Origin of the sequence: Turicibacter sp. H121 (assembly GCF_001543345.1) — a bacterium.
GTDB lineage: Bacteria > Bacillota_I > Bacilli_A > MOL361 > Turicibacteraceae > Turicibacter > Turicibacter bilis.
The window spans coordinates 1,067,101-1,081,834 of the sequence record NZ_CP013476.1 but is presented as its reverse complement, the minus strand read 5'-3'; the positions used below and the strand labels follow the sequence as shown (position 1 = coordinate 1,081,834).

At 33.2% G+C, this 14,734-nt stretch carries 15 protein-coding genes; 11 read left to right on the top strand and 4 right to left on the bottom strand.

Annotated features, from left to right (window positions below; genetic code table 11):
• The first annotated feature begins 54 nt into the window (after positions 1–54).
• From ftsH to AT726_RS05280, 3 genes are all read left to right on the top strand, one after another.
• Entirely contained in the window at positions 55–2,010 is a 1,956-nt protein-coding gene (ftsH, locus tag AT726_RS05290; RefSeq protein WP_068759193.1) for an ATP-dependent zinc metalloprotease FtsH, read from the top strand.
• A gap of 629 nt (positions 2,011–2,639) precedes the next feature.
• Positions 2,640–3,509: an Hsp33 family molecular chaperone HslO gene (gene hslO, locus AT726_RS05285; protein ID WP_055277014.1), complete on the top strand. Its 870-nt coding sequence runs from the start codon at positions 2,640–2,642 to the stop codon at positions 3,507–3,509.
• A gap of 16 nt (positions 3,510–3,525) precedes the next feature.
• Positions 3,526–3,828, top strand: coding sequence for a hypothetical protein (locus AT726_RS05280; RefSeq protein ID WP_055242414.1), 303 nt, complete (start codon positions 3,526–3,528; stop codon positions 3,826–3,828).
• Positions 3,829–3,872: 44 nt separating this feature from the next.
• Here AT726_RS05280 and AT726_RS12820 read toward each other — a convergent pair whose 3' ends face one another.
• Entirely contained in the window at positions 3,873–4,049 is a 177-nt protein-coding gene (locus tag AT726_RS12820) for a hypothetical protein (protein ID WP_156343902.1), read from the bottom strand.
• 166 nt (positions 4,050–4,215) lie between these two features.
• Here AT726_RS12820 and AT726_RS05275 point away from each other — a divergent pair, with 166 nt between their 5' ends.
• A complete protein-coding gene (locus AT726_RS05275) occupies positions 4,216–5,499 on the top strand; it encodes an alkaline phosphatase family protein (RefSeq protein ID WP_055305035.1) in 1,284 nt (427 codons plus the stop codon).
• Between the two features lie 29 nt (positions 5,500–5,528).
• Here the strand turns inward: AT726_RS05275 and AT726_RS05270 are convergent, their stop codons facing one another.
• The gene (locus AT726_RS05270) at positions 5,529–5,900 is read right to left on the bottom strand and encodes a helix-turn-helix domain-containing protein (protein ID WP_055242418.1); all 372 of its coding nucleotides are present in this window, start codon (positions 5,898–5,900) and stop codon (positions 5,529–5,531) included.
• 217 nt (positions 5,901–6,117) lie between these two features.
• On the opposite strand from AT726_RS05270, the gene AT726_RS05265 reads away from it, so the two are divergent.
• From AT726_RS05265 to AT726_RS05240, 6 genes are all read left to right on the top strand, one after another.
• Positions 6,118–7,074, top strand: coding sequence for an ABC transporter permease (locus AT726_RS05265; protein WP_068759192.1), 957 nt, complete (start codon positions 6,118–6,120; stop codon positions 7,072–7,074).
• Positions 7,061–8,011, top strand: coding sequence for an iron chelate uptake ABC transporter family permease subunit (locus AT726_RS05260; RefSeq protein WP_068759191.1), 951 nt, complete (start codon positions 7,061–7,063; stop codon positions 8,009–8,011). Before AT726_RS05265 ends, AT726_RS05260 begins: the two co-directional genes overlap by 14 nt.
• On the top strand, positions 8,008–8,763 hold the full coding sequence (locus AT726_RS05255; RefSeq protein ID WP_068759190.1) for an iron ABC transporter ATP-binding protein: 756 nt from the start codon (positions 8,008–8,010) through the stop codon (positions 8,761–8,763). Before AT726_RS05260 ends, AT726_RS05255 begins: the two co-directional genes overlap by 4 nt.
• Before the next feature lie 37 nt (positions 8,764–8,800).
• A complete protein-coding gene (locus tag AT726_RS05250) occupies positions 8,801–9,775 on the top strand; it encodes a siderophore ABC transporter substrate-binding protein (RefSeq protein WP_055242426.1) in 975 nt (324 codons plus the stop codon).
• A gap of 704 nt (positions 9,776–10,479) precedes the next feature.
• Positions 10,480–12,135 carry a hypothetical protein gene (locus tag AT726_RS05245; protein ID WP_068759189.1) on the top strand — a complete coding sequence of 552 codons (1,656 nt, stop codon included), beginning with the start codon at positions 10,480–10,482 and terminating at the stop codon, positions 12,133–12,135.
• Positions 12,136–12,188: 53 nt separating this feature from the next.
• Complete coding sequence (locus AT726_RS05240; protein ID WP_055305045.1) at positions 12,189–12,749, top strand: class D sortase; 561 nt, start codon at positions 12,189–12,191, stop codon at positions 12,747–12,749.
• A gap of 34 nt (positions 12,750–12,783) precedes the next feature.
• Here the strand turns inward: AT726_RS05240 and AT726_RS05235 are convergent, their stop codons facing one another.
• Together AT726_RS05235 and AT726_RS05230 are read right to left on the bottom strand one after the other, a co-directional pair.
• Positions 12,784–13,356, bottom strand: coding sequence for a hypothetical protein (locus AT726_RS05235; protein WP_068759188.1), 573 nt, complete (start codon positions 13,354–13,356; stop codon positions 12,784–12,786).
• 116 nt (positions 13,357–13,472) lie between these two features.
• The gene (locus AT726_RS05230) at positions 13,473–13,724 is read right to left on the bottom strand and encodes a hypothetical protein (protein WP_082411238.1); all 252 of its coding nucleotides are present in this window, start codon (positions 13,722–13,724) and stop codon (positions 13,473–13,475) included.
• Positions 13,725–13,902: 178 nt separating this feature from the next.
• On the opposite strand from AT726_RS05230, the gene AT726_RS05225 reads away from it, so the two are divergent.
• Complete coding sequence (locus tag AT726_RS05225; protein WP_055242435.1) at positions 13,903–14,685, top strand: tyrosine-protein phosphatase; 783 nt, start codon at positions 13,903–13,905, stop codon at positions 14,683–14,685.
• Positions 14,686–14,734 lie beyond the last annotated feature (49 nt).

The window sequence follows — 14,734 nt, the reverse complement described above, 5'->3', positions numbered from 1 at the left end:
TAAGATTAATAGCATTAAAAAGAAAAGTAGTTTTAATAAAAAAGTCCACAAAGTATTGGAATCTACTTCATTCTATTTATTATTGTTTTAGGATTATATGGATTTATATTTATTGAACCGGAACAAACAGTTATTGAAGAACCAACATATAATGAATTTGTTACACAAATTGAAAACGAGAATGTCCTTTCAATGGATGCTCGTCCAATCGATGGAGAAGATAATAAAAACTTATGGACTATTTCAGGTAAGATGAAAGTTAATGGGAAGGAAACTCCTTATACAATCATTGTAGCTGATACTGCTTATGATAAAATAAGTGACTTAGCTATTAGCCATAATGTTAGCTTAACAAATGGTGTAGCACCAACGATTGGTAAGGTATGGAGTTTCTTATCTTATGCTGTATTAACAGTATTATTCCTAGGGGTTATCATGTTCATGTTTAGATCAGCCCAACGCGGGAATAATAAAGCATTTGACTTCGGTAAGAGCCGTGCGAAGTTATCAAAACAAGAAGGGATTTCATTTGATGACGTAGCCGGAAATGATGAAGAAAAAGAAGAGTTAGTAGAAGTTGTGGACTTCTTAAAAAGCCCAGCTAAATATAATGAAATGGGTGCTCGTGTACCAAAAGGTATTTTATTAGTCGGGCCTCCAGGTACAGGTAAAACATTACTTGCTCGTGCCGTAGCTGGTGAAGCTGGTGTGCCATTCTATTCAATCTCAGGTTCAGATTTCGTTGAGATGTTCGTTGGGGTTGGAGCAAGCCGTGTTCGTGATATGTTCCAAACAGCTAAGAAAACAGCACCATGTATCATCTTTATTGATGAGATTGATGCTGTGGGTCGTCAACGTGGAGCTGGTATGGGTGGAGGACACGATGAGCGTGAACAAACATTGAACCAGTTACTTGTTGAAATGGATGGATTCGGTCCAAACTCTGGAATTATTGTTATGGCTGCAACAAACCGACCAGACGTATTAGATCCAGCTTTATTACGTCCAGGACGTTTTGACCGTCAAATTACAATTGGTCGTCCAGATGTAAAAGGACGTGAAGCAATTTTAAGAGTACATGCTCGTAATAAGCGTTTAGCACCTGAAGTACGTTTAGAGGATATCGCCCGTCGTACACCAGGATTTAGTGGTGCAGATTTAGAGAACTTATTAAATGAGTCAGCGTTATTAGCTGCTCGTGATAATCGTAAGCAAATTCAAATGAAAGACGTGGATGAAGCAACAGACCGCGTTATGATGGGACCTGCTAAAAAATCGAAAGTCTTCTCGAAGAAAGAGCGTCGTGTCGTTGCTTATCATGAAGCAGGACATGCTGTTGTTGGTATCAAACTTGAAAATGCTGAGGTTGTTCATAAAGTTACAATCATTCCTCGTGGTGAAGCAGGTGGTTATGCCTTAATGCTTCCTGAAGAGGAAACATATTTACAAACAAAACAAGATTTATTAGACCGTATTACTGGTTTACTTGCTGGACGTGTGTCAGAAGAAATTACATTTAATGAAGTAACAACAGGAGCTCATAATGACTTCCAAAAAGCTACAGCGATTGCACGTGCAATGGTAACAGAGTATGGGATGAGTGATTTAGGTCCAATCCAATACGAACAACGTAGTGGAAATGTCTTCTTAGGACGTGACCATAATAAAGATAAAAACTTCTCTGATCATTTAGCACGTCAAATTGATGAAGAAATTCATAAGATTATTAGTGAGTGTTATAATCGTTGTCGAAAAGTTTTACTATCAAATCAAGACTTAGTAAAATTAATTGCTGAGACATTATTACAATACGAAACATTAACTAAAGAACAAATTGATGAGTTAGTTGAAAAAGGGAAGTTAGAAACAACTGCTTATAGTGTAGCTGATTCAAAAGAAGATAAAAAACAACCTAAATTTAAGTTAGTTCGTGAAGGTAACTATAAGTTAAAATCAACCTTAACTGTTTCGAAAGAAAAGTTACCAATCATTGATTTAACAAAAGAATAATTTTTTGAATAAATATAAAAAAACCGCTTCTTGTATGAAGAGCGGTTTTTTATTTGATTCGGTGTTTTAAGTGACGGATAACCGTATAATCAAGGGAACAAATAATAATCATTAAGAGAATTCCAATAATCAAAATTAATCCAATAATAATTCGACGACTTATTTCCCATATCTGACAGGATAAGAAAAGAAAAGTCAGAAAGGAAGCACTCAGGATAATTAGGCATTGGTCATTAATCTGGTGTCGTTGAATAAACCAAAGGAATAAAATCCCTATCCAAATATAACGTTCATAGGGTTGAAGATTTATTGGACTGAAAATTAGGAGTGGAATCAAACAAAGAATAAGTCCTAATGCTAAAAAATTTCTTAAATAGTACAAATAAAATCCCCCTATCCGTTAAAAATAAGGGTTGAATAGCCCATTATTAGTTTATAAAATTAGAGTAAAATATATGCATATATCGTGTAGTTTTATCTATAGGAAAAAATCATATAGTTATTGGGATAATGAAGTAGATGGATAATGAAAGTAACTTTTCAAATAGACACCATTCGTGTAAAATTGATAAACGAGATATTAGTTTCTAATTTCCTAAGAAATAACTATCAATCAGGAGGAATCATAGATGAAAGATTATTTAGTAAAAGCTTTAGCCTTTGATGATCAAATTCGTGCGTTTGCAATTAGTTCAACGAATTTAGTTGAAGAAGGGCGCCGTCGTCATGGATGTTGGCCAACAGCATCTGCTGCATTAGGTCGTACTTTAACAGTTGCAGCGATGATGGGAAGTCAATTAAAAGGTGAAGAAACAATTACAATTCGTATTAACGGGAACGGGCCCATCGGATCAATCATTGTTGATGCAGATTCAAAAGGAATCGTTCGTGGATACGTAACAAACCCAGAGGTTCATTTCCAATATAATTCAGGAAAATTAAATGTTGGAATGGCTGTTGGAACAGATGGACAATTATCAGTAACAAAAGATTTAGGATTAAAAGATTACTTCACAGGACAAGTTCCATTACAAACAGGTGAAATAGGTGATGATTTCACTTATTATTTTGCAGTATCTGAGCAAGTACCATCTGCAGTTGGAGTTGGGGTTTTAGTTGATCCAGATAACTCTGTTCGTGCAGCAGGAGGATTCATTGTTCAAGTGATGCCAGGTGCAACAGAAGAAACACTAACTAAATTAGAAACAGCATTAGCTAATATCAAGCCAGTTTCTACAATGATTGATGAAGGATATACACCAGAAGCTATTTTAGAAGCGATTTTTGGTAAAGATGAAGTTCGTATTTTAGATCGTCATGATGTTCATTTTGAATGTAAATGTTCAAAAGAGAAATTTGAAACTGGAATCATGAGCTTAGGTAAAGATGAAATTCAAGCAATGATTGATGAGGATAATGGTGCAGAAGCAGTTTGTCACTTCTGTATGGAACGTTATCAATTTACAGCTGAGGAGTTAGAGGAATTAAAAAATAGATAATAAAGGATAAAAATCAATGGGACAATATGAAGAGCAAGTAGAAGTTGTAGAAGCAGAAGTTATCAGTGATGGTAGCCAGTCTTCGGAAAAAGATTATTGGCGTAAACAGCTGAAGGAAGAGTTAAGAGCAGAATTGCGTGAAGATTATCATCATCAACTTCGTAAAGGAGTACTGTCTGCTTTAGGGAAAAGTTATAATCTTGGAATGATGATTGCAGTTGTTGTCTCATTTAGTATTCATCACTCCATCTTATGGGCTATTATCCATGGTCTATTAGGATGGTTTTACGTCATTTATAAAATTCTTTTTGGTTACTAAAAACAAAAATCCATTATTTCATTATGAAATAATGGATTTTTATTTTACATTGGATAAAGTAGATTAATCACCTGTTCAATATTAGGTCTTAAATCCAATTCTCTTAAATTTGTTGAACGTTTAAGATAGGAGATATCTGGTTCAACTGAAACAGGTGTTTCAATTCCAATAAAAAAGAGCAGAAAAGCGCAAATGATAAGAAGTGTGTTAAGCAATTTCATAAATATCGCTCCATTTCCTATTTAACTAATATATTGTACGTCCTAAATATAACGAGTGTGCGACTTAAAGTTGGACAATTAAATTAATTTATGTCATCATTATAAATGAATAGAGTGATTTGTAGCATCAAGTTAGAGGAGTACAGCAAGAAAGAGAGTGGAATCAATGAAGAAAAAATTATTATTAATTTCCTTAGACGCAATGATTGGTAAAGATATTGAAATTTTAAAAACTTTACCGACATTCGCCCCGATTTTAGAAAAAGCATCAATTGTTAAGTCAGTTGAAACAGTTTATCCATCAATGACTTATACAGCACATGCCTCGATTGTATCAGGAACTTATCCAGAAAAGCATGGTGTTATTACAAATGAAGTGTTCACACCATTAATGAATAAAGCACCTTGGTATGAATTACGTACACAAAACAAAGCTCAAATTTTACCTGAGTTGGCGCAAGAAAATGGATATTCAGCATTCATTAATAGTTGGCCAACTTTAGTAGGAGCTAACGTAGACTATGTTATTCAACGTGCAGGGATTCATTATCCAAAAGAAGAACAAGAATCAGAAATTCGCAAAAACTCAAATGCTGTTTTAACACAAGAAATGTGGGATTACTGTGCGGAAGCATGGACATTACCAAATTACTATTCAACAGATAAATTCTCTGCATTAGCTTCAAAATATGTGATTAATCGCTATCAGCCAGATTTAACATTAATGCATATGACATTACCAGATCATTATCGTCATTCACATGGTGTATTATCTGAAAAGCTAGTAGATGCTTATAAGTATTTAGATGATATGTTAGCTATTGTTGTGGATGAATTAAAAGCTCAAGGATTATACGAGCAAACAACATTTGTATTTTGTTCAGACCACGGTCAAGTAGATATTGATATGAGCGTTAATGCCAATAAATTATTAATTGAAAATGGATTGTTAACAGTAGATGAAGAAGGAAATATGACAGATTGGCAAGCCTATGTTCAATCAAGTGCTGTTTCGGCTCATGTTTATTTAAAAGACCCAACTGATCAAGAGTTAACAGATAAAGTGTATCAATTATTAAATGAAAATCGTGAGTTATTATATATTGAGCATATCTTTACTCGTGAGCAAGTGAAGAAAACATATCGTTTAGATGGAAACTTCACCTTTGTTTTAGAAGCAAAAGAAGGATCTTCATTTGGATTTAATATTATGGCGGATTACCAAAATCCTATCATGAATGAAGATTACCGTGTAAGTCGTGGGACACATGGTCATATTCCAAGTAAAGGAGAACAGCCATGTTTAATTTTAAGTGGTCCAGGAGTATTAGAAGGAAAAGAACTTTCTGTTGCTAAAGTTGTGGATATTGCTCCAACATGTGCAGCTATTTTAGGATTTGAAATGCCTGAAGCAGATGGACGTGTGTTACGAGAAATTTTAGTTGATTAATAATAAAAGAGGCGTAAGTAACTAGTTACTTACGCCTCTTTTTCGTTGGGATGAGCAATTTTACGATACTGTAAAGGAGTCATTCCTGTTAGTTTTTTAAATGTCATATTAAAGTAATTTTGATTATTAAATCCTACTGATAGAGCAATTGATAATGTTGAGAGATTTCCTTCTCTTAATAGCTCTTTGCTTTTTTCAACTCGAACTTCATTCACAATTTGTGAAAATGTCTTTCCTAACTCTTTTTTTAAAACAGAACAAAAATAGCATTTATTCAAGTGAAAATAACTTGCAACATCTTCAAGTTTTAATTGACGATCAAAATTTTGCTCTACATAGTGGTAGACACGCTGTCCATATAAACCTACTTTATTAGACTCATTTATAGTTTCTTGCTTCATATCCACACCTCGCTCATTATATTAAAAGGTGCTTATTTACAGAAAACACCACTAACGTAAAAATAGTTATAAAAATCTAAATATAATCAAAGAAATTAATTTTTATAACTGCTATAATATAATCAGTAATTTGATAACGATTATCAATTTCGTTGAGGTTATTATAGCATATAGAAGATAAAGAGTAAATATGAAGATAAAGAAAGAGGGGGTAGACTTGAAGAAGAGATATTTAGCAACTTTGCTTATCATCTTATCCGTCATTTCCGTGTTTATTGGAGCCGGTGAAGTGACACTATCAGCAATTTTAAATGGCGATAGTCATCAATTATATATTTTATTTGTCAGTCGTATACCACGTTTATTAAGTGTTTGTGTAACTGGGATTGGAATGAGTATCTGCGGTTTAATTATGCAGCAGCTGACAAGAAATAAATTTGTTTCACCAACGACAGCAGCAACGATGGATTTTGCAAAGTTAGGAATGTTAATTGCAATGGTATTCTTTGCAGGGGCTTCACTCGTCCATAAGATGCTGTTTGCTTTTATTTGTTCATTATTTGGAACATTTTTATTTATGGGGATTATGAAGCAAGTAAAATTTCAAAATTCCTTATTTATTCCGTTAATCGGGATGATGCTTGGAAATGTCGTCAATTCGATCACAAGCTTTATTGCTTCTCAGTTTGATCTTGTACAAAATATTTCTTCTTGGGCACAGGGAGATTTCACGAACATCATGAAAGGAAATTATGAGTTACTTTATTTAAGTATTCCTCTTGTTGTTGTCGCTTTCTTATATGCCAATAAATTTACGATTGCTGGGATGGGAGAAGATTTTTCAACTAATCTAGGGCTTAATCATAAATGGATTGTCAATGTAGGATTAACGATTGTCGCTTTAATTACATCGGTCATCATTATTACCATTGGGTCGATTCCGTTTATCGGATTAATTGTTCCAAATATTGTATCGATGTACTTAGGCGATAACTTAAAACATAGTTTAGGACATACTGCATTACTAGGAGCAGTATTCTTACTGATTTGTGATGTGATTGGACGCTTAGTCATTTATCCGTATGAAGTATCGATTGGATTAACTGTTGGAATTATCGGAAGTGTCATTTTCTTATACATGTTGATGAGGAGGGATTCAAATGCGTCGGCATAAAGTTTTATATATCCTATTCCTATTAGTAGTAGTATGTAGTGTTTTATTCTTAGTTTATGGATTGAACCCCAACTCTTATCAATACGCCTTATCAAGACGTATACCAAAATTAATTGCAATTGCAATGACAGGAAGTGGAGTCGCTGTTTCATCAGTTATTTTCCAGACAGTTACAAATAATCGAATTTTAACACCAAGTGTATTAGGATTAGATTCACTTTATAATTTATTTCAAACATTAATTGTCTTTTCTTTAGGATCATTGAATGTCGCTTTAATGGGATCAAACTTAAACTTCTTGATAGCAGGAGGATTAATGATTATCTTCTCATTACTACTGTTTAAAATGATGTTTAGAAGAGAAAATACAAATTTATTCTTCTTATTAATGATTGGAATGATTTTTGGAACATTGTTTAGTAGTTTATCATCATTTATGCAAATGGTCATGGATCCAAATGAGTTCTTAATTGTTCAAAATAAGATGTTTGCAAGTTTCAACAATGTTAAGTCCTCCTTATTGGGTATCTCAACTATTACGATGGGACTTACTCTATTTTGGGTTTTAAAAGATGCTAAAAAGTTAGATGTTATAGCTTTGGGAAAAGAACAGGCTATTAATTTAGGGATTGATTATGACCGAATGGTTAGAAAAATGCTTGTTGCTGTAGCCATCTTGGTTTCTGTTTCTACAGCTTTAGTAGGGCCTATTACTTTCTTAGGGATTTTAGTCACGAATTTAGCTTATCAAATGATTAAAGATTATCGTCATAGTATCGTCATTCCAACGTCTATCTTACTTAGCTTATTAGCTTTAATTGGAGGGCAGTTCTTAGTCGAACGAGTATTCCAATTTAATACAACCATAGGGGTTATTATTAACTTCGTCGGTGGACTTTACTTTATTTATATCTTATTGAAGGAGGAACGTTTATGATTGAGGTTAAAAATATTTCAAAAAAATATGGTTCTAAAGCAGTTGTGAATAATGTTTCTTTCCAAATCAAGCGTGGTAAAATTACTTCATTTATAGGTCCGAATGGTGCAGGAAAAAGTACTGTTCTCGGTATGATGAGTCGATTGCTTAAAAAAGATTCAGGTGAAGTATTTATCGATGGAAAAGAGATTTCTAAATGGGACACAAAAGAATTATCAAAAGTGATGGGAATCTTAAAACAAAGTAATCACTTAAATGTTCGTTTAACCATTCGTGACTTAGTTGCCTTTGGACGTTTCCCACATAGTCAAGGAAATCTAACATCAGAAGATCAGGTTAAGATTGATGAGGCATTAGCCTATATGCAACTAGAAGATATTCAACATAAATTCTTAGATGAATTAAGTGGAGGGCAACGACAACGTGCTTTTATTGGAATGGTTTTAGCTCAAGACACGGATTATATCTTCTTAGATGAACCATTAAATAATCTAGATATGAAACATAGCGTTCAGATTATGAAGATGCTACGCCGAATTACGGATGAATTAGGTAAAACCGTTGTGATTGTTATTCATGATATTAACTTTGCTTCTTGTTATTCAGATGAAATTATCGCATTACAAGATGGTGAGATTGCTGTAACTGGAACAGTCAATGAAATTATGCAGGCGTCAACATTAAGTAAGTTATATGACATGGACTTTAATGTTCAAGAAATCAATGACAAAAAAATCTGTGTGTATTACTAAACTTAGTCAAAAATATAAAATAAAGGTGGAGAAGAAAATGAAAAAAGGATTAAAAAAATTATTATCGACTTCAGCAGTATTAGCGGGGTTAGTGGCTTTAACAGCATGTGCTCAAGCACCAGCAAGTGAAGGAAATGCACAAGGTGAAGGTGAATCAGAAGAGCTAAAAACAATCACTGTTACTCATGAATACGGAGAAACACCAGTCAAAGAAGAGCCTAAAAATGTTGTTGTTTTCGACTTTGGAATTTTGGATGCATTAGATTATATGGGAGTTGAAGTAACAGGTTTACCACGTTCAGGTTCATTACCAGCTCACTTATCAAAGTTTGAATCAGATGAGTATGCAAATGCAGGGTCATTAAAAGAACCAGATTTAGAGGCAGTTTATGAAATGAATCCGGACCTAATCATTATTTCTGGTCGTCAAGCAGATTATTATGAGGAATTAAATGAAATTGCTCCTACTATTTACATGGGACTTGATAATGAGGATTATTTAAAATCATTTGAAGAAAATATGACGTTATTAGGCGATATCTTTAATAAAGAAGATATTGTGAAAAAAGGATTAGAAGAAGTTAATGAAAAAGTTGAAGCTTTAAATAAAGAAGTAACCGCTCAAGGATCAAATGCATTAGTTGTGTTAACGAACGAAGGATCTGTTAGTGCATACGGTGCATCTTCTCGTTTTGGAATCATTCATAATGGTTTTGGATTTGCTGAAGCAGATGAAAACATCGAATCAGCTGCGCAACACGGAGCAAAAGTTTCATTTGAATATATCGCTGACTTAAACCCAGATTACTTATTCGTTGTTGATCGCGGTGCAGTTGTCGGTGGAGAATCATCAGCACAAGGAACATTAAATAACGAATTAATCAATTCAACAGATGCAGCTAAAAATGGTAATATTATTTACTTAGATGCAGCAGTTTGGTACACAGCAACTGGTGGATTTACATCTACACTAAAAATGGTTGATGAAGTTTCAACAGCTATTCAACAGTAATTTAATAAAAATAGGGTGATTATAATCACCCTATTTTTATCACATGCACCGTAAATTGCTTATGATAATACCCTGCCTGTCATAGGATAATAGAAGTAAAAAAATAAAAGTATAAAAAATCACAAAGTTTTCGTGTTTTTTCACAAAAATACAAAATTTTGTAGTATAATAGAATCTGTTAAGAAATTTGAGATAGTATAATGAATCTAATCAGTCATGAGATTAGGCTTATTATTACCACTAAAATGTGAATTTGAATAACCGATTATTTCGGTACATATTCCCTATAGATTAGTTTTGTACTCCTCAAATAAAATAAGACTAACTTTAAATCTATGATTTGCAGCGCAGATTTAAAAAACTTCAAATTCTCATACTATCTTAATAATCGATTTCTTAATAAGCTCTGACAGTTGTCAGAGCTTTTTTTATAGAATAGAAAAGTAATTTTAAATGATAAAAAAAATCCACAAGAGAATAGAATTTTCGGCAGAATGTTGTAAGTCTTTATTAGCTGATTAGTATAAGTATGTAAAATATTAGGTGAATTAAGCTGTATATTTCTCATATCTTTTGAGTGTGAAAAGAGCCATTTTAATTGGTAGGCAGATTTATTTTAAACTATGGTATTAGATTGGACTATTTGGTATAATAGCCTCATTAAATGATATGGAACTCGAAGAGAGATTAATGGAGTGAGTAGAATGAAAAGGTTAAAAAATATTTTAGTAACCATTGTTCCGTTGATTATTTTATTTTTAATAGCGGACTACGTATTACTAGTACCTCTAAATATTCGATTTGAAGAGGGATTTAATTTATTTTTTGCATTATTAGTCATTGCGATTATCGCTTATTTCTATGAAGATGTTCGTTATATTTTTCAAGATTTAGCCAAAGGTCAATCGATTCATTTTCCAGGTAAGGCAATCAAATTTTGTGTTATCACATTGTTTGTGATTTATATTGGGTATCAAGTTTCATCTACCCCAATTCTTTTAAGTCAGCAATATCGTGATTTAATTGGAGAAATTGAAACAAAGGATTTCACAGAAGACATTCCGATGGTTGATTTATCAAAAATTCCAACAGTAGATGAGGCTTATGCTCGTCGCCTAGGAGATAAGAAATTAGGAGAAGATGTTGGACTTGGATCACAAGTTTATGTTGGCGATTATACGTTAATTAGTATGAACGATGAATTATTCTGGGTTGCTCCACTTGAGCATGTGGATATTATTAAATGGTTTACAAATCGTGAAGGAACACCAGGATATATTATGGTTTCTGCAACAGATGCTCAAGATGTACGTTTAGTCCAACAAGATGCGGAAGGAAATCCTATTAAATTAAAATATTTACCATCGGCTTATTTTAATGATGATATTAGACGTAAAGTTTATTTCGAAGGAAATATGTTTGAAGGATTAACGGACTATTCGTTTGAATTAGACGATAATGGTCGTCCATATTGGGTGGTAACAACTTATACGAAAAAAGTTGGAATTCACGGTGGGGCTGATGCGACAGGTGTTGTTGTAGTCGATGCTCAAACAGGTGAAACTGCGAAGTATTCAGTTGAAGATGCTCCAAAATGGATTGATCGTATCCAACCGCAATCATTTGTGATTAATCAAATTAATGATTGGGGATGGTATACAAACGGATTTATCAATACATTATTTGCGAAAAAAGGAATTATTCAAACAACACATGGGACAAATTATATGTACATTGACGGTGATTGGTATTTCTATACAGGGATGACATCAGCAGGTTCAGATGAATCGACGGTTGGATTTATGTTATCAAATACACGTACGAAAGAAACAACATTCTATAAAATTGCTGGAGCAACTGAAACAGCTGCAATGAAATCAGCAGAAGGGAAAGTTCAGCATTTAGGATATCAATCAAGTTTCCCATTACTATTAAATGTTGAAAATGAGCCAACTTATTTCATGACGTTAAAAGATAATCAAGGATTAGTTAAACAATATGCATTTGTTAATGTTAAAGATTATTCTAAAGTTGGAACGGGTGAAACACTGGATGAAGCTCGTGCAAATTATACGAAGTTAGTCTTCGGTGGACAAGGAAACTTCTCTGATATTTCATCAGGTGAGCATAAAACAATTACGGCTACAATTGACCGTTTAGGAATGAGTCAAACGGATGGAAATACGTACTATACAATTATTTTAAAAGAACATCCTGAATTACTGTTAATGGGATCTGGAACAATTTCGCCAGAATTACCAATTAGTCGTGAAGGAGATCAAGTGACTATCGAGTATATCGATGCTAAAAATAAAACAAAAACAATTGTATCGTTTGATAACTTGAGTTTTGATCAGTAAATAATAAAAAGGAGAAGCCGAAAGTCTTCTCCTTTACTATAGGGGGATTGATGATGAGAAAATGGTTTTCTATTTTATTAATTGTGATTGGAGTAGGATGTTGTGTCATGGCAATTTATCCAATCTTCGAAATGAATCAAAAAGTGAATGAATCATTACACGAGTGGGAAGGGATTAAAGCTCAACATCAACAGTCAAATGTAGACAATAAGGAGCTATTAGTTGATGGTGTAATTGGGACATTAAAAATTTCCGATTATGATAACATTATTCCAATACGTATGGGAACGACAGATGCTATTTTAAAGCAAGGGATTGGATTAGATGAAAGCACAGTTAAGCCAGGGGAAGTAGGGAATTCTGTTTTATATGGACATCGAGAAAATATTTTATGGAATCTGAAAGATGTTGAAATTGGTGACAACATTACTGTAGAAACGTTAGATGGAACGCTAACGTTTGAGATTAGTGAGATTCAAATTGTTGATCCAGAAGATCCATATATCTATCATACTGCTGAAGAACCAACGATTACTTTAGTCACGTGTTATCCATTTATTTATATGGGGCCCACTCCAGAACGGTATGTCGTTAAAGCTGTTCTATCGAAATAATTAAAAAAGTCCAACATTGTTGGACTTTTTTATATTATCGATTTTGACCTTGTGTATCTGTTGTATCAGTTGAGTTTGTTTGGTTAATGTTGAATAATCGATTCCAAGTTGATTCGAAATCTTTTACGATACGTGGTGTATGTTTTTCATCTAAGATTTTAGCTTCATTCATTGTTTGACCTGCTTCGTAGTAGTATCCACCAATAACGTTCTGATTAGCATCTGTCATAACGAAAACATCATAGTTTTTATTGTGTTTAGTTGCAGTATATTGTTGAACATTGACATCTTTTTCAACATATTCTGCTGGTTCAACCCATGTAAAAACCCATTGACCATAGATGTTTTGATCAACTGCAGTTGCTTCATTTAATTTATATGTCTGATGGGCATTTGTACCAGTAGCAGCTTTAACATCTTTATATCCTAAATCTTCAAGATATTTAACGTTAGCATCAGCTGTTTGATCAGTAGTTGTATCGTTGTTGTTTTGATTTTGAGTGGTATTATTCTGATTTGCATTGTTTTGATCGGTTGTATCTGTTTTAGTGTTTGAACAAGCTACAAGTGCTAAACCAATGAATAAAGTCATTAATAAGCGTTTCATCTTAACACGATCCTTTCGAAATAAGTTCGTATATAGTATTCATCGGTTTTAAAGTCACTATACAAAAAAAGTAAAAAAATAAGCGCATTAAAGTTTATCCTTTAATGCGCTTATTTTTAATAATTAATTCCAGCTGGAACAATATATTTATGATCATCTGCTGAACATGGTGTCACAGCGTATGTCATTTTACAATTTGGACAATTATCAATCAGTTTTGTTTTTGTATAAGTTTCTCCACAAGAACAGTTAATTGTTGCTGGTTGAGGCATTTCACGATCAGCAAAACCTTTCATACGGACTTTATCTGCAACAGCTTGTCCGTTTTCAAATTCACAACCACATTTCATTGAAATCATTTCACTCATGAGGCTCATCCTTTCTCACATTGTTAGTCTCATTATAACAAACGTCAGTCATTAAAAATATGATATAAGTCACATTTTAAATAAAAATTAAAATAAACAGATAGTTCAAAATGTCTAAAAAGTAATTTTATAGAAATTATGATAAAATAAATAAAAGAATAGACAGGGGAGGAATTAGATGATTGATTTACACTGCCACATATTACCGGGAATTGATGATGGATCAAAAGATATTGAAGAAACGTTAGAAATGGCGCGTATTGCGGTGAGTGAAGGAATTCATCATATTATTTGTACGCCACACTACATCCAATATAGTGACTATTACAATAAAGCGCAAGTTGAGGCTTTAGTCGCTGAAATGAATGAGAGATTTGTTCAAGAAGAGATTGATTTGACTTTATCAATAGGACATGAAGTATATATGACACCTGATTTACCAAAGCTAGTACAAGAAGGTGAAGTCAGCACATTAAACAACTCTCAGTACATTTTAATTGAGTTTCCAATGAACGATATTCCTATGTATGCAGAAGATGTTTTTTATGAACTAAGATTAATGGGATTAACACCTATTTTGGCACATCCAGAACGTTATCCAATGATTATGGAAGATCCGAATTTATTATTAAAATTCTTAAATCTCGGTGTTTTATGCCAAGCTAATGTTGGAAGTATTCGTGGATTCTTTGGAGAACGAGTTCAACAGACAGTACTTAAATTAATTGAGCATCATATGATTCACTTTATTGCCACTGATGCGCATACACCGAGAAAACGTTCGCCAAAGGTACAAAAAGCATTAGAAGCGGTGACACAGTTAGATTCAAATTTAGCCAAAGAACTATTTATTGAAAATCCATTAAAGGTTTATCAAAATGAACTAATTGAACCGAGACAACCAATTGAGATTGTTAAAAAGAGTTTTTGGAAGTCATTATTTTCAAAGCGTCAAAAATAAGTATATAAAAAGGGCATGTATCAAAATGACTGAAATTTTAGAGTCATAG